The sequence below is a fragment of the Streptomyces sp. NPDC002386 genome (assembly GCF_053593175.1).
Genome location: NZ_JBSFBX010000020.1, coordinates 110,312 through 123,256, shown reverse-complemented (window position 1 = coordinate 123,256; position 12,945 = coordinate 110,312). Strand labels below are relative to the sequence as shown.

Annotated in this window: 18 protein-coding genes; 7 read left to right on the top strand and 11 right to left on the bottom strand. The window is 68.0% G+C overall.

Annotation, left to right across the window (positions count from 1 at the left end; translation table 11 throughout):
• Nucleotides 1-226 precede the first annotated feature (226 nt).
• The gene (locus ACWCPN_RS31825) at nucleotides 227-529 is read left to right on the top strand and encodes a hypothetical protein (protein ID WP_451213297.1); all 303 of its coding nucleotides are present in this window, start codon (nucleotides 227-229) and stop codon (nucleotides 527-529) included.
• A 270-nt stretch (nucleotides 530-799) separates the two neighbouring features.
• Here ACWCPN_RS31825 and ACWCPN_RS31820 read toward each other — a convergent pair whose 3' ends face one another.
• A complete protein-coding gene (locus tag ACWCPN_RS31820) occupies nucleotides 800-1,738 on the bottom strand; it encodes an SMP-30/gluconolactonase/LRE family protein (RefSeq protein WP_451213278.1) in 939 nt (312 codons plus the stop codon).
• A 211-nt stretch (nucleotides 1,739-1,949) separates the two neighbouring features.
• Between ACWCPN_RS31820 and ACWCPN_RS31815 the strand changes: the two genes are divergently transcribed.
• Nucleotides 1,950-2,948, top strand: coding sequence for an ArsR/SmtB family transcription factor (locus ACWCPN_RS31815; RefSeq protein ID WP_451213275.1), 999 nt, complete (start codon nucleotides 1,950-1,952; stop codon nucleotides 2,946-2,948).
• A 178-nt stretch (nucleotides 2,949-3,126) separates the two neighbouring features.
• The gene (locus tag ACWCPN_RS31810) at nucleotides 3,127-3,333 is read left to right on the top strand and encodes a DUF4291 family protein (RefSeq protein ID WP_451213272.1); all 207 of its coding nucleotides are present in this window, start codon (nucleotides 3,127-3,129) and stop codon (nucleotides 3,331-3,333) included.
• On the opposite strand, the gene ACWCPN_RS31805 is transcribed toward ACWCPN_RS31810, so the two are convergent.
• The 3 genes from ACWCPN_RS31805 to ACWCPN_RS31795 are packed head-to-tail and all read right to left on the bottom strand — an operon-like array spanning nucleotide 3,327 to nucleotide 4,540.
• The gene (locus ACWCPN_RS31805; protein WP_451213269.1) at nucleotides 3,327-3,626 is read right to left on the bottom strand and encodes a hypothetical protein; all 300 of its coding nucleotides are present in this window, start codon (nucleotides 3,624-3,626) and stop codon (nucleotides 3,327-3,329) included. The two genes, ACWCPN_RS31810 and ACWCPN_RS31805, sit on opposite strands and share 7 nt — an antisense overlap.
• A gap of 18 nt (nucleotides 3,627-3,644) precedes the next feature.
• Nucleotides 3,645-4,256, bottom strand: coding sequence for a hypothetical protein (locus ACWCPN_RS31800; protein WP_451213266.1), 612 nt, complete (start codon nucleotides 4,254-4,256; stop codon nucleotides 3,645-3,647).
• A gap of 47 nt (nucleotides 4,257-4,303) precedes the next feature.
• Nucleotides 4,304-4,540 (bottom strand): recombinase, encoded by a 237-nt coding sequence (locus tag ACWCPN_RS31795; RefSeq protein ID WP_451213263.1) that lies wholly within the window; start codon nucleotides 4,538-4,540, stop codon nucleotides 4,304-4,306.
• Nucleotides 4,541-4,641: 101 nt separating this feature from the next.
• Between ACWCPN_RS31795 and ACWCPN_RS31790 the strand changes: the two genes are divergently transcribed.
• Nucleotides 4,642-5,268, top strand: a complete 627-nt coding sequence (locus ACWCPN_RS31790; protein WP_451213260.1) for a DUF6000 family protein — start codon at nucleotides 4,642-4,644, stop codon at nucleotides 5,266-5,268.
• Between the two features lie 2 nt (nucleotides 5,269-5,270).
• Entirely contained in the window at nucleotides 5,271-5,672 is a 402-nt protein-coding gene (locus ACWCPN_RS31785) for a DUF5958 family protein (RefSeq protein WP_451213258.1), read from the top strand.
• A 69-nt stretch (nucleotides 5,673-5,741) separates the two neighbouring features.
• Here ACWCPN_RS31785 and ACWCPN_RS31780 read toward each other — a convergent pair whose 3' ends face one another.
• Genes ACWCPN_RS31780 through ACWCPN_RS31770 form a run of 3 tightly spaced genes read right to left on the bottom strand, consistent with a single transcriptional unit; the run spans nucleotide 5,742 to nucleotide 6,904 of the window.
• Nucleotides 5,742-6,203, bottom strand: a complete 462-nt coding sequence (locus ACWCPN_RS31780) for a hypothetical protein (protein ID WP_451213255.1) — start codon at nucleotides 6,201-6,203, stop codon at nucleotides 5,742-5,744.
• Nucleotides 6,190-6,426 carry a hypothetical protein gene (locus ACWCPN_RS31775; RefSeq protein WP_451213252.1) on the bottom strand — a complete coding sequence of 79 codons (237 nt, stop codon included), beginning with the start codon at nucleotides 6,424-6,426 and terminating at the stop codon, nucleotides 6,190-6,192. The genes ACWCPN_RS31780 and ACWCPN_RS31775 overlap by 14 nt, the downstream gene beginning before the upstream one ends.
• Nucleotides 6,427-6,478: 52 nt before the next feature.
• Entirely contained in the window at nucleotides 6,479-6,904 is a 426-nt protein-coding gene (locus ACWCPN_RS31770; RefSeq protein ID WP_451213249.1) for a hypothetical protein, read from the bottom strand.
• Between the two features lie 52 nt (nucleotides 6,905-6,956).
• Here ACWCPN_RS31770 and ACWCPN_RS31765 point away from each other — a divergent pair, with 52 nt between their 5' ends.
• The gene (locus tag ACWCPN_RS31765) at nucleotides 6,957-7,184 is read left to right on the top strand and encodes a hypothetical protein (RefSeq protein WP_451213246.1); all 228 of its coding nucleotides are present in this window, start codon (nucleotides 6,957-6,959) and stop codon (nucleotides 7,182-7,184) included.
• A gap of 276 nt (nucleotides 7,185-7,460) precedes the next feature.
• On the opposite strand, the gene ACWCPN_RS31760 is transcribed toward ACWCPN_RS31765, so the two are convergent.
• The 4 genes from ACWCPN_RS31760 to ACWCPN_RS31745 all read right to left on the bottom strand — a co-directional run bounded on the left by ACWCPN_RS31760 (nucleotide 7,461) and on the right by ACWCPN_RS31745 (nucleotide 11,855).
• Complete coding sequence (locus ACWCPN_RS31760) at nucleotides 7,461-8,747, bottom strand: M48 family metallopeptidase (protein WP_451213243.1); 1,287 nt, start codon at nucleotides 8,745-8,747, stop codon at nucleotides 7,461-7,463.
• Between the two features lie 168 nt (nucleotides 8,748-8,915).
• Nucleotides 8,916-9,914: a hypothetical protein gene (locus tag ACWCPN_RS31755; protein ID WP_451213240.1), complete on the bottom strand. Its 999-nt coding sequence runs from the start codon at nucleotides 9,912-9,914 to the stop codon at nucleotides 8,916-8,918.
• Between the two features lie 183 nt (nucleotides 9,915-10,097).
• Nucleotides 10,098-10,583, bottom strand: a complete 486-nt coding sequence (locus ACWCPN_RS31750) for a DUF427 domain-containing protein (RefSeq protein ID WP_199209142.1) — start codon at nucleotides 10,581-10,583, stop codon at nucleotides 10,098-10,100.
• Between the two features lie 408 nt (nucleotides 10,584-10,991).
• Entirely contained in the window at nucleotides 10,992-11,855 is an 864-nt protein-coding gene (locus tag ACWCPN_RS31745) for a MurR/RpiR family transcriptional regulator (protein ID WP_451213235.1), read from the bottom strand.
• 401 nt (nucleotides 11,856-12,256) lie between these two features.
• On the opposite strand from ACWCPN_RS31745, the gene ACWCPN_RS31740 reads away from it, so the two are divergent.
• Nucleotides 12,257-12,580: a hypothetical protein gene (locus tag ACWCPN_RS31740; protein ID WP_451213232.1), complete on the top strand. Its 324-nt coding sequence runs from the start codon at nucleotides 12,257-12,259 to the stop codon at nucleotides 12,578-12,580.
• Nucleotides 12,581-12,945: the final 365 nt, after the last annotated feature.

The following is a 12,945-nucleotide window of genomic DNA, read 5'->3' as shown; positions in this document are numbered from 1 at the left end:
GCCAGATCCTGCACGCCCCGCGCACCGGCACGGTCGTGCGGTACGAGTCGATGGACACCATCGGCGGACCGTTCATGTTCGGCGTCCGCGTCTGACCTCACCGCTTCGGACTTCCCTCTCCCCTATGGCGTCGCCGGCGGGAGACGAGCACAGGGGGCGGCATGGTGAGGTGGAAGCCCAGGTCGTGGCCGAAGTGCTCCGTCATCATGGACCGGTGACGACATGGATGCGCTGTTACTGGGACGAGGAAGACGTCTGGTTCTACTTCGAGCTCGACGCCGAAGGCTGGGTGACGCGCCAGGTCGAACTCCAGGGCCCTGCATCAACGCCGATCGCAGCAGCTTCCCTCGAGGAATGGCAGCGGGCCCAGAACGTCGGGCATCAAGGTGAGTACGACAACAGGTTCGGTGTCACAGCCGAGTTGCCCGTCTCGGAATGGGAAGGCCACGCGCCTGAGCAGCTGTCCTCCGAAGAGTTCGAGGCGGTATGGGGTCGCGCTCGTCGACTGATGGCATCTCGGCTGCTCTGAGGCTTCTCTCCAACACGCACGGCGGCTCCTGCTGCAGGCGGAGGCCGACGTGCCGAGCCATCCAGCCCGGCTGATGTCGTTGCCCGACACCAAGGCCCGGGAAGGAGCACCGGCCGGCATGAGAGGGGTGGCTGCCGAAGGGATCTGCGCAACGCATCGGCGGGGCCGACACCGGCCGCTACACGTCGCTGTCCATGTTTCCGACCGCTCGACCGCCGGAGTCCCGGCTTCGTCCCGGCTGCGGTGCACCCCCTCACCTGGCGGTGCCGGCTACCGGCAGGTGGGATCGGAGAGGGCAGAGACGGTGTAGGGCGGCTGCCCCGGCGGATCGTCCAGCTGGCTGTTGACCACGTAGAGGCGGCAGCCGTGCCGAGCGAGGGTGGTCGGCAGGGCGAACCGGTCACCGGTGATCCGATGCTCCACCGTCCCGCTGCGGAGATCTCTACTCAGCTCGGCGATGTAAACCCCCGCCGGTGCACCGTAGTTGAGCACGGCGTAGAGATGGCGGCCCCGCAGCAGCATGCCGTCCGGCCCGAACGACGCCCCACCGAGCTGCACCTCCTCGACGGCCTTCGTGGTGGTGTTCACCCGCCACACCGCCTCCGTGCCGTTGGACGCCACGAGCAGCGTCCTGCCCGTCCGGTCAGCCGTGATGCCGTTGAGCAGCCAGTACTGGGCCGGAAACCGTGGAGCAGCGCCGCGGATGTCGAGCCAGGGACGCAGCGGGCCAAGGCGACCGGCGCGCAGTACGGCTCGGTGGATCACGGGATTGGCCCAGTCGGTGACGTACACGGCGTCCTTGGTGATGACGAGGTCGTTGAGGTTCGCGGCGCCGAGAGGGCCGTCCTCGGCCCTGCGGCGGGTGACCAGGCGCCCGGCTCGGTCGTGCACCGTGAGGATCGAGCCGCCCACGGAGAAGACGCGGTGGCGGGCATCGGTGTGCACCCCGAGCGCGCTCGGGCGATCGGCGATGCCCTGAGCGGCGAACGGCCGCAGTTCGGCATCACCGATCCGTCCCGTGAACAGCCGGCCGGTGCCTTTGGACGTCACGTACAGGGTGCCGTCCGGCTCCACCGCGATTCCCTCCGGCAGGGTGCCGGGATCCCGCGAGACGACGTAGACCTCGGGTAGGCCCCGAGCGCCCGCGGGAACGGCTGTGCCGGCCGCCGCCAGGAGCACCGAAGCCCCCAGACAGAGCAGACGTGTCATGACGCGCATCCATCCACCTCCCCAACGATGTACCGCAGGGCCTGCCGAACCAACCGCCCCATGCCCGGTCTGGCCCCCGGCTCCCGCGGCGATCAAGCCGCGGCCACCAGGCTGCGCCAATCAGGCGTGCCGTCGCGATGTTCCGTGCCATGATTCGAGCAGGTTCGAAGACGGCCGCTGCGCCAACGGGATTGGATGGTCGGGAGGTTCGTTGATCGAGCTCACCGTGGACGCCGCCGGGCTCGCCCGTTCCCGCTTCGCCATCTCCCCGTTGCACGAGGTCGTGGCGACCCTGCTGCCCTGGGGCATGCGCCCGGCCGCCGACGCCGACCCTTGGGTCGCCCGCGCCCGACGTGTGCTGCGCCGGGCCCAGCTGCCCCTGCTCTCCGAACTGGCGCTGGACGCGGGCGGGTACGTGCCCGACTTCCTCAGCCCGCATCCCGTGCAGCCCTCCCCCAGCGTCGAAGAGGAGCTGCAGCGGGTACGGTGCACCCCGCCCGAGCGCGTCCTGGGCGAACTGCAGGCGCTCCGCGACGGGCGGCCGTGCAACGGGCTCGCCGGCTGCGAGCTGCCGCCGGGAGTACGGCGGGCCATGGCACGGGGCGGTGCACACGTGGCCCGGCAGGCCGCGGACGAGATGCGGCGCTACTGGGAGCTCGCCTTCGCCCCGCACTGGAAAGCCGCCAAAAGCGCGCTCGACGCGGAAGTCGACAGATGCGCAGGCGTGCTGGCCCGACACGGAGCAGCGGCACTCTTCAACTCCCTGCACCCGCACATCCGATGGGCCGACGGCACCCTGCACGTCGAAAGCCGGTACCAGATCGCGCTGCCCGTACCCCAGGTGATCGTCGTACCATCCCTCGTCGCGCCTCAACCGGCCGTGGCCGTGGACCCGACACGTGACGGAGCCAGGCCCCCGATGCTCGTCCATCCCGTGCGCGACAAGGCCATCACCGACACCATCTCCCCAGGAGCACCCACCGCCGAAACAGCCCAGCTGCTCGGCCCCACCAGGGCGGCACTCCTCGCGGCACTGACACAACCAGCCTCCACCGCGCAGCTGGCAGCACGCCACTACCTCAGTCCTGCCACAGTCTCCTACCACCTCGGCGTACTCCACCGAGCCGGCCTCGTCACCCGCACCCGAACCGGCCGGACAGTTCTCTACCACCAGACGCACCACGCGACTCGACTGACACAGAGTCAATAGACCGCGGCGCGGTACTCGCCGATGCGTTGCCGATGCGCTTCCGTCGCTCGCGAGCCGGTCCGGGCACTTCCTCCCCGCCGCCGGCAGCACCGCCGCCCACATCCGCTCGCGGGCCCGGCGGCCTGACGCACTGGTAAATCGATGGCGTGCCCGAAGCACTCCGCCCACCCTGGTCCGCATGGCAAAGCCCAAATTTCAGATTAGAGCCCATCACACGGACTCAACGATCACCGTTTACCAGGCGTACTCTCCGGCGATCGGCCTCCCGGCGGCCCGGGAGAACCGTTTCCCGGCTCTGTGGCGGCGGGACCGGATGACATGGATCTTCTCTGCACCAACGCGGGCGTCAGAAGGCCGAAGGAGCGTGACTGCGCCCGATCAGTGACGGAATCGGGCGACCTCCCCCTCGATCCGAATCAGGAACTCCGTGATCGGGGCTCCGCCGCTGTCCGGAACGAGGACAAGGTCTTGGGCGTAGATCGTCTCGTCTGCGGCCAAGGCCGCATCCTCGTCACCACGGCGCCAGGCATCACGGGACGCGGCGAACAAGGGAGCAAGCCCTTCCCAGGCTGGGCCGGGTTCGAAGCGACAGTCGGACCAGAACATGTCGCCGCTTTCGAGGGCCAAGGTTCCCACCAGCCGCCCACCCTGTCTGAGATGCCAAGTCCGCTCCGCCATGTTCCCCTCCCGCGGTCGTTACTGATCGTTCGACTCTATGCCGTGGGCGTGGCCGCAGGGTCGCTGAACCTCCAGGACGACTGCCGTCCCGGCCACGGTTCGGTCCTCGTGCATGGTGATCACTTGGCCGGGCTCAAGGTGCTGCCACTGCTGAGGGTCAAGGGGCGCGAGTCGCACCGAGGCTCGCCCGCCAGGTTCGAGGAAGGGCGTGCGCTCAACCCAAAGCATGGCGATGTTGAGGGCCGGTTCGCCGGTCGGGGTTCGGTTTCCGATGTTCCACATCGGTCGCAGGACGCCGGCGCCGGAGATGGGCGTCTGCCGTCGGGCCTCGGCGGCCGGGCGGAGGGTGAGGTCGGCCCGGATGATGCCGTTGCGGGTTTCGTAGCAGCGCCAGTGGCACCAGGCCGCACTCGTCTCCAGCCGCATCTGTTCGGCAGCGGTGGCCAGGGTTTCCCAGAAACTCAGGGGAAGCGGTTGGACGTCTCCGAGTTCCTCCAGCAGGTCAAGGGCCACCTCCCACTCGTCGTGGGTGAGGTACTCCCAGACGTCGGCCACCGTGATGTCGTTCTCGGTGGCCATTTCCTCGGGGACGAGCAGGGAAGCGGCTTCCAGCAGCTTGGGAACATCCATGCGCCTGATTCTGACCCAGGCCGCGTTTCTGGTGTTCGCAGTGCTGCTTACCTCTCTGTGGCCTGGGGCTTCTGATGCGGGATCGGAGGCATTCCGAGGGAGACAGGATCGCTGCGCTGGAAGCGGCGGGCCTGCTCGCGCTTGCTCCGCAAGAAGGTGAGCGTCAGATCGAGGCCTTCGATCTCGCCTCGCCAGTCCTCTTCGACGGCTCGTTCGCGGCGGGCGAGGAGGTCCTCCTCCAGCTCGTTGAGGCGGGACAGCATCTTCGGGTTGATGCTGAGCATCGGGCAGCGAATGCAGGCTTCTCTGAACCAGTAACTACGGTCCGTTGAGGCAGTCGGCAAACCTGTGGCACATGAGTACCGTCCCGGGCCAGGATGCGGCTATGCGTGATGTCCAGAGCGATCCCGAGTTGCAGGATCTGGTTCGGCGGTTCGTCACGCCTGATCGGCGATACCTTCGGTTGGGCGGGAGCGTTTTCCGGTTGAGCCCGGTTGAGCGCTCCGCGTTTGTGCGGGATCTGGCTCAGGCTGCGTACGAAATCACTCCGGCGGAGCTCGGCGTCCTCTTCGAGGGTGGATGGCGCGAGCGCAAGACTGCCGCCTGGCTGGTTGCTGCGGCCCACAGGTCCGAGTTCCGCGAGCTCATAGGTCGGCTCCTGCTGGCCAGCGAGGGGCCGTATGCGGGCGCGGCATACTGCGTCGCCCTTGCGGAGTTCGGTACTGCAGCGGATGCCGAACTGCTCAGCGCATACCTTGATCACTACTTGTCGCGTCCCGACCTCGACTACGACCAGGCAGTCGTCCTTGGGACGCTTCTGTACCTCGATGAGATTCTCGGCTCCGAGTACACGACACGGTTCCTTGCCCCGGCCGGTCCCTGGGACCGATGGCTCGAAGTCCGGGCCGTGGCGGCTCTCGACCCGCATGACTGTCGGCAGGCCGTGCAGCAACTGTGCGCTTTCGTCGACGAGACCGCTGAGGTCTTCGCCTCGCTGGCCTGCGGGAGCTGATCATGACCGAGCGGGACATCATCCTCAACGAACTCGCCCAAGGACTGCGCCCGATGTCACAGGGCATCGAGTGGTTCGACACCCACAGCCCGGAGGAGCAGGCCGAGATACTCCTGTTCCTGCGCCACCACTGCGTGCAGGCGCGCGCCGTCACCGAAGACGGACCGGAGAGCATCCGACGTGCCGGGCTGCGCCCGACGCATACCCCGGCGGTCTTGATCACCTGCGGCCCGATCGACCAGCAACTGGGGAAGATCGCCGGCCTCACCCCTGTCGACGAACGACGCAAGTCGTTCCGGCTACTGGTCAAGGTCCTCGCGGTCGCAGACGAACGGCGCCGCGAACGCTTCTGCTCCGGCGGATGCGGTCACTGGTGGCACAGCCTGCCCGTCGCCGACGGGTGAGGACGAGTCCCCCGCCGCTGGCCTCCGCCCCTGGACTCCATGTGCGGCAAGACGGACTGACGGCAGTGTTCATGCGCTCGTGTCGTCGGCGGCGGAGTCGATCACCGCGCTCAGGGCCTGCAAGGCGCCATCGTATTGGTGGCGGTCGAACTGGAACGGACCGAATGCCACGTAGTCGCGGGTCTTGCGGTGGGGTTGCTCGAAGGCGTCCCAGGCTACGAGATCCGCTGTCGCGGTGATGCGGGCCATGAGCGGCCAGCACCCCCACTCACCGCATTCACAACCGAGGACGGGGGTCTTCGGCCCCATCGCGCTAGTGGACAGTCCGAGGAAGTGGTCCTGCATCGGGCCGAACCGGAAGAACTCCGGAATCAGACCACCGTAGGCATCACCTGCAGGCTGCATCCCGGCCGCGATCTCGTACTCATCGATCAGCTCGGTGAGTGGTGCTCCGTCGATGTGAGGGACGACCACGAGCAGACCCCTGTCGTCACGGTGCTGGCAATCGAACCGGATCTCATTGCTGATCATCCCGCGATTGTCTCAGCGACCCTGCTCCCTCCTTCTGGGCGGGGTGAGCCGGGGCCTTGCGCGACATGCCGAGGTTGATCGCCACGCTGCCGGGCGCGGAGTCGATCTGGTCGATTCTGGATTCGGCGTCGGCGAGGCTGACGCGCAGGCCCTCGATTTCGCCGAGCCAGCCCTCTTTCTCGGCTTCGGCGATCCGGTCGAGGAGGTTGTCGCAGATCTCCACCAGGCGGCCGCGCTGGGCGGGGTCGGGGCGCAGGAGGGAGCAGCGGACAGAGTCAGGAGCGCCCGTGCTCGCGGTTGAGCTCGTGGTAGCCGCGGAAGTCGAAGAACCGCAGGCCGTCGATCACCGCTCCAGACAGGATTTCCGGCAGGGTCCAAGGGTGGGGGGTGTAGTCGTCCGTAGCCACGCCTCCATGCTCAAGCAGCAGCGCGATCATTCGGTGAACCTCTGCGGTGCCGTCGATCCGCCCGGAGATGTCGATCTGCACCGCCCAAGTGGGGTGATGTCCGACGGCCGCTTCGAGGATCGCCACATCCTCGGGATCCCAATCGGAGAAGAGGTAGCCGGTCTGCTCATCGTCGATGTCGATGTAGAGGTTGCCGTCCAGAGTCCACGGATTGCGCTGCTCGGGCAGATGCCGATTGAGCGAGGCGACGGTCGCAGCTCGCTCACCTGCGGGAAACACGAGAACAGTTCGCATGGGTTGGAGCGTAGGCAGTTCAGCTTCGTGGCGACCATGGATTTAAGGGACGGTGCTGGTCCGTCGACGTAGTGGTGGTACGGATGGCGACGTCTGCGAAGGTCGGCATGCCGAGATCAACTGTGGAGGGTCGGCGGGCTGCTTCGGCATCGAGCTGCTCCAGCTTGCCTTGCGCGCCGGTGAGGCTGACCTGGAGGCCCTCGACTTCGCCCAGCCATCCTTCCCGCTCCGCCTCAGCGATCCGGGCGATCAGGTTGTCACGGATGTCGATCAGCCGTGACCGTTGGGCCGGATCAGGCCGGAGGAGCGAGCATCTGACACAAGCGTGCTCATGGATGCAAGGGGATCCGAAGGCGCGTGCGCATGTACCGATGGACACCTTCCGCTTCTCGAAGTGGGAGAGGAAGGCGTCCCACTCCTCCTCTGTCGGGATGCGGTACTCCTCCCCGGGGCGGGAGGCCCGCCGGCGAGCGATGAAGGCGCCCGGCGTCGAAGGCTGCAAGCAGCCGACGAAGGGCTCGGTCAGCGGGCGGTGATCTGTAGCCCCGCCCCGGTGTCAGTCCACCAGGCCGTCGCGCAGCAGGCGCCGGGCCGCCTCGGTGCGAGCCGCGGCGAGTTCTGTGGCGATCCGTTCGTTCCGATGGTCCTGCGGCGGGACCACGGCGGGCAGGGACTCGCCAGCGAGCAGGCAGGCGCGCCGCAGGTGGGTCGGCGGGTGGGTGGCGTCGACCTGGTGCCCGCGCCGGGCGCCGGCGCGTCGCTGCCGTTCGTACTCGTGCTCAGGTACGGACGCCGCGAACGCGGTGAGCAGGCACCAGAGTTCATCGGCCCGGGCCTTCGCCTCCCGGGCGGACCTCGATCCCCCGAGGGCCGCGCGGTTGGCCTCGCTGCGCAGCAGAACCGCGAGCGAGTTGGTGATGAGCAGCCGGTCCATGAGGTTCACCGCTGCCTGTGTGGAAGCGGTGCGGGCGGCCAGCCGGTCGGCGAGGTATTCGGCTCGCGTTCCGGCTCTCGACGTCAGCCGGACGAGCAGCACCAGCAGTCCACGGACCAGCAGGCGTGGCAGGACGTAGAGGGCGTTGACGGCCAACTCGATGCCGGACGGGTCCGGCAGCGGCTGGAGGGTGTGGTGCCAGAGGGCCAGAGTGCGTACCGCCGTGCCAACAACGAATCCGTTGCGTGTGTCGCCGTTGGCGTAGTGCGCCAACTCGTGCCCGAGCAAAGCGATCCGCTCTTCGGGCGTGAGGATCTCCCACAGCGGCATGCCCAGCACGAGCAGTCGCCGGCCGCGCACACCGTACGTAGTGACAGCGGCGTTGATGCTCCCGTCCACGACGATGGCGTGCACGCTGCGCGTGCCCACCGCATGCGCCACCTCGTCCACCAGGGCGAAGAGTTCGGGCGCTTCAGACCGGAACAGCACGGGCCGGTCGTCGGGCAGGCGGCGAACCCTCGGCGCGAGCGCCCAGAAAAGCACCAGAAGAACTGCACCCGCGACCACACCGACGCCACCCCAGCCCGCCACCACGCACCAGACACCGAGCACGGCCAGCGCAAGGGTGACACCGTGCACGAGCAGAGCGAGCACGGAGGCCGCGACCGCCGACGCGTCGCGCCGCGGCCGCAGCACCTGACCGCTCATCATCTCGTCGAGCAGTCGCTCCCCGTGTCGTCGGGCCAGGGTACGCTCGGCCCGGTCCAGCGGCCCCCCGTCCGGCTGCGGCTCCTCCGGGTCAACGTTCCAGTCACAGGCGGCGCACCAGATGGCGAACCGGCTGTCGCCGCGGATCTCCGTGCCGCACTCCGGGCACGGCTGTCTCGTCTCTCTGGCGACATCGAGCATCGCGGTTTCCCCCTCGTCCGCGGCCCTCCCCGAGCCGCTACCCGCTGGTACCGGCCGATCTGATCACACGGCAAGGCCATGGTGAAGGCACGGTCGTCCGCACGGGCTCAACCGTGATCCCGTCGCAACCGTCCAAGGCTACGCAGCAGGGGAAAGCAGGGCCTACTCCTAGCGGCACCGGTCCGCGGAGGTCGTGCTGCCGGCGGACGGGCGCACGGTGGGGTGCGTGGGTGAGGCAGACACAGAAGGTGTGGCTGAGGTGGGAGCCGATGGTGCCACAGGTGTTCCCGTCAACGTGAGCCGGCCACCGGTGATGAAGCTTTCAGGCAGACGCCCTGCCCCCGCCTGCTCCTTCGCCACCACCGCACCCATGGGTCGGAGATCGGCATACGTCGCCGAGAGGGCGGCGGAAGGCGGGGCCGTCAGAGCCGTATGGCAGGACCCGGACGCCTGTCCGTAGAAGTGCACCACGCCCAAGACGCTCCCGGCGACGGCCAGCATTGCGGCGGCCGTATAGGCAGCGGGGCGTGACGGTCGCCGACGGAGACGGACACCGAGCCGTCTTGTGGTGACAGCCTTGTCGGGTTTCGCCGTCTCGTCGTCGGCTCGCAGTCGTTCAGCCTGCTCTCTGGCCTGTTCGAGGATCTCGTCGGCCCGCGCCCTGGCCTGAGCGGTCAAGCGGTCTGCGTCGGCTTCGGCATCGGCACGTATCCGGGTCGCTTCGCCACGCGCGGCGGCACGGAGTGCTTCTGCTTCCTTCTCGGCCCGGTCGAGAGGGTCTCTGACGGTGGTCTTCAGGTGGCCGAGCGGATCCTGCACCTGACGCTGAAGTCTTCTGACGTGCATCCAGCGCTCACGCCACTTCTGCCGCACAGCTTCCGGGGATTCGGCCTCGTCGGTGGCCGCGTGCGGCTCGGGACTCACCACTCGGATGAACTCCATCAGCGCCTTGAGCTGAGGCAGTCGTCTGCCCCCGAGGAACTCGGTGATGGCGACCTGACTGAGCTTCGGCTCGCGCGAGGCCCTGGCGATGTCCCGATAGGACGGCGCACCGCGGGAGATGTGAAAGGCGTTCAGCTTGTCGGCGAAATCGTGCAGTGCCTCCCAGTACTCGGTGACGACGGCATCGTCACGAGTGTCCACCCCCTCGGAGTCACTCTCCGCCACGAGCCCGCTCCTTTCCGTTGCGTCCCATCACGTTAAGGGAGCCCGGGACAGAACGTCCGTGATTCCACGAGAACGATCCGGGTCGGCCCGTATCGTCCCGCTCCGCACCCATGCGACGCGGTCATGACCTGCGACGCAGGAGCAGCGCACCCACTGCACAGAGGCGGCTGCTGCGAGCTCTGCTCACCACCCACGTGTTCCGGGCGCGCCCTTGAAGGGCCCTCGCACCTCCTTCGTGACCCAGCCGCCGTAGAAGTCCCCCTCCTGTGCCTGCACCTCTTCACCGCCGACGAGGCAGCGGTCGACACGGCTCGCGTAGAAGGCGAAGTAGTCCCGGAGGACCGAATACGCGGGCTCGGGGTTCGCGTAACTCCAGGCGGCCCGGCTTCGCACCACGTCACCGACGATCACATCCCAGTAACGAGCGCTGCCCTTCCACTCGCACCAGGTGCGGCCCTCGGTGAGAAACAGCAGATCCGACCGTACGTCCTCCGGCGGAATGTAGAAGGTCGGCGGGTGGCTGGTCTCCAGTACCCGGACCGCGTGCCTTGTCTCGGCCACCACGTGGCCACCGCACTCCACACGGACAGGGCGGTTGTCCGGCAGCACGGCGGGTGGCCGCGGGTAGTCCCATACGGACTCGACTTCGCAATCGGCAAAATCGGCCATACCGTCTCCTCATGGTGCATAGCACTCACTGCTCAGCGTGTTCATCTCCTCTTCCGTACATCACGGCCCAACGGATGAGGCGCACCGCGAATTGGCTGGATCGGCGGTCACGGGGAGTGGTCATTGCGATCGGGCGCTCCGACGGCAGGATGATCGACTTCGATGGCTGACCAGGGCTGTACTGCTCACGTCGGGCTTCGCTCGCCGGGCAGAGGACGGATGCATCAGGTGTTGGACATGGGCTCACGCGGCAGCCCTCGGTGCCGCCAGGCGCGGTGCTGGCTCCGATTCCGGTCGGGCACTCGCGGAGCGTGGTCTGGAGGGTCCGCTCCGCCGCCGTGAGCGACCCTCCGGAAGGCGCGCGTCGTGGGTGCGCCCGTCCGCCGCACGGCGGGGCCGCGGGCCCGGTCAGACCAGACCGGCTCGGCGAGCGGTGTCCTCACTGTGCTTCATGTGACGATGGCCCGCTTCGCCGAGCGCGGTGACCACACCTGCGACGACCGTCTCGACCACGGCGAGCGTGGGGACCAGGCTGTCGTAGGGCGAGGGTGTGGACACCTGGCTCGGCAGGACGACGTGGGCGTGGGCGCTGGTGGGCGACAGCCAGGTGTCGGTGAAGACGATGACCTTGCCGCCGTGTTCCTGGGTGAGCTGGGCGATGGAGAGCTTGTCGTCCTCGTAACGGCGGTAGTCGAAGATGATGACTACGTCCTTGCGGCTGAGCTGGGCGAGGGCGGCGGTGCGCTCGACGTCGCCTCTGGGCAAGAAGTGCACGTCGCCGCGTAGTTGCATGAGATGCAGGCCGAGATACTGGGCCAGGAGATGGGTGAAGCGCCCTCCGACGAGCGTGATGCGTCGTTTGCTGTCGGTTATCAGCGCGATGGCGCTTTCGAGGTCGGCCGCCGGGGTCTCGGCCAGGGTCTGGGTGACCGCGTGGCTGAACACCTTGCCGCTGCGTGCCAGAAGGCCGGAGGGGGTGTCGTCGCTCGGGTTGTCCTCGATGGCCTCGTAGAGGGCCAGCGGAGAGGCGCTGCGTTCATCGAGTTCGGCGCGCAGCGCGGCCTGGAACTCGGGAAAGCCGTGATAGCCGAGCCGGGCCACGAATCTGAGGACGGTGGGTGCGCTGACCGCAGCGCGCTCGGCGATGATGGCGATGGTCTCGAACCCGCTGGAGGGGTAGGCGGACAGCAGCACACGAGCGACCTTGCGTTCGGCGGGGCTCAGTTCGCCCAGCCTCTGCCGGATGTCGTCGGCGAGGGTGCCGTGGGCCATGGCGTGTCCTTTCGGAGCAAAGCGCGAAACGCGATCAAAGCCTAATGGCTGGTACAGACGTGAGGCCGCGCGGCCTGACTGGGGCGGCCTCACCATCACCCCTCTTGGCCCGGGGTGGACCTGGACGGGTTCACTGGATGCGATGGTGATGCGCATGCCAATGAGCGTGTGCCTACCCGAAGCGGCGGACGTCGACGACTGGTACCAGCGAGCTCACACCGCGGGCGCACACAAGGTTTCCGTCGGGTCGGTGATCGCTTTCTGGCAGGCGCCGCACGCGCGGCGAGTGCTCCCTCGTGCGGCCCGCTCCTGAATCCCCGAATCTCACGGATCGAGCACCTGCGTGCGCGCTTTCCGGCCAGTACTCACAGGTAGCGGTACGGGGGGCCGACTCGCGGGGGATGATCGCGATTGTGTTCGGCGAAGAAGTGACCAGCTGCGTGCGGTGGGAAATCCTGATGCACGAACGGTTCAGCGGCGTGTGGATCTGCAAAGACTTCGGTCGTGCGACCAGCAACGTCGATCCCACCGAGTTGGGCCGGGCCGTCCTCGCCGCGTACCTCGCCGGCCGGGACAGCCGGGGTGAAACGTTCCGCGTCGTCGTCCGCCCGGACAACGGCGGTCAGTGCGTCATCACCCCAGGTCAACTCACCGACCCTGGCTGGAAAGCGGACCCGGCCATCTGTCAGGCTCTGCCCGCCTACCTGCGCAAGGCCCTCACCTGACCCCTCATACCGTGGGGAGGGCAACGACCACGCGGTCCCGCGCACTGGAGGTGCGGACGCCGGTCAGGGGTGCAGCAGCGACTCGCCCGCGTGCCACGGCGAGAGCGCCGTTCGTGCGGCGCCAGATCAGTGATCCGGACGGCGACCGATGAGTCCTGGCCGTCACCACAGGCTCCGGCAACCCCGGTCCGACCGGCTGCGTCCATGACCACGAGACGAGGGAGAACCGTGTCGGAGTGCTCAGCGGCGGAGGACAAGCCCGAAGTGGTGCCGTTCATGGCGTACTTGTGGGCAACGGTGATGACAGGCGGGGGCGCGTTCGGCCTGGCCCAGGACAGCACGGGCTGGCATCGCTGGGCCCACGT

What these genes read in the sequence shown, in the direction of transcription:
- ACWCPN_RS31795 (WP_451213263.1), bottom strand. Translation starts at nt 4,540, where the DNA reads ATGCTCAGCATCAACCCGAAGATGCTGTCCCGCCTCAACGAGCTGGAG.
- ACWCPN_RS31785 (WP_451213258.1), top strand. Translation starts at nt 5,271, where the DNA reads ATGACCGAGCGGGACATCATCCTCAACGAACTCGCCCAAGGACTGCGC.
- ACWCPN_RS31825 (WP_451213297.1), top strand. Translation starts at nt 227, where the DNA reads ATGCGCTGTTACTGGGACGAGGAAGACGTCTGGTTCTACTTCGAGCTC.
- ACWCPN_RS31800 (WP_451213266.1), bottom strand. Translation starts at nt 4,256, where the DNA reads ATGGATGTTCCCAAGCTGCTGGAAGCCGCTTCCCTGCTCGTCCCCGAG.
- ACWCPN_RS31760 (WP_451213243.1), bottom strand. Translation starts at nt 8,747, where the DNA reads ATGCTCGATGTCGCCAGAGAGACGAGACAGCCGTGCCCGGAGTGCGGC.
- ACWCPN_RS31805 (WP_451213269.1), bottom strand. Translation starts at nt 3,626, where the DNA reads ATGGCGGAGCGGACTTGGCATCTCAGACAGGGTGGGCGGCTGGTGGGA.
- ACWCPN_RS31750 (WP_199209142.1), bottom strand. Translation starts at nt 10,583, where the DNA reads ATGGCCGATTTTGCCGATTGCGAAGTCGAGTCCGTATGGGACTACCCG.
- ACWCPN_RS31820 (WP_451213278.1), bottom strand. Translation starts at nt 1,738, where the DNA reads ATGACACGTCTGCTCTGTCTGGGGGCTTCGGTGCTCCTGGCGGCGGCC.
- ACWCPN_RS31790 (WP_451213260.1), top strand. Translation starts at nt 4,642, where the DNA reads ATGCGTGATGTCCAGAGCGATCCCGAGTTGCAGGATCTGGTTCGGCGG.
- ACWCPN_RS31745 (WP_451213235.1), bottom strand. Translation starts at nt 11,855, where the DNA reads ATGGCCCACGGCACCCTCGCCGACGACATCCGGCAGAGGCTGGGCGAA.
- ACWCPN_RS31740 (WP_451213232.1), top strand. Translation starts at nt 12,257, where the DNA reads ATGATCGCGATTGTGTTCGGCGAAGAAGTGACCAGCTGCGTGCGGTGG.
- ACWCPN_RS31810 (WP_451213272.1), top strand. Translation starts at nt 3,127, where the DNA reads ATGGCAAAGCCCAAATTTCAGATTAGAGCCCATCACACGGACTCAACG.
- ACWCPN_RS31770 (WP_451213249.1), bottom strand. Translation starts at nt 6,904, where the DNA reads ATGCGAACTGTTCTCGTGTTTCCCGCAGGTGAGCGAGCTGCGACCGTC.
- ACWCPN_RS31780 (WP_451213255.1), bottom strand. Translation starts at nt 6,203, where the DNA reads ATGATCAGCAATGAGATCCGGTTCGATTGCCAGCACCGTGACGACAGG.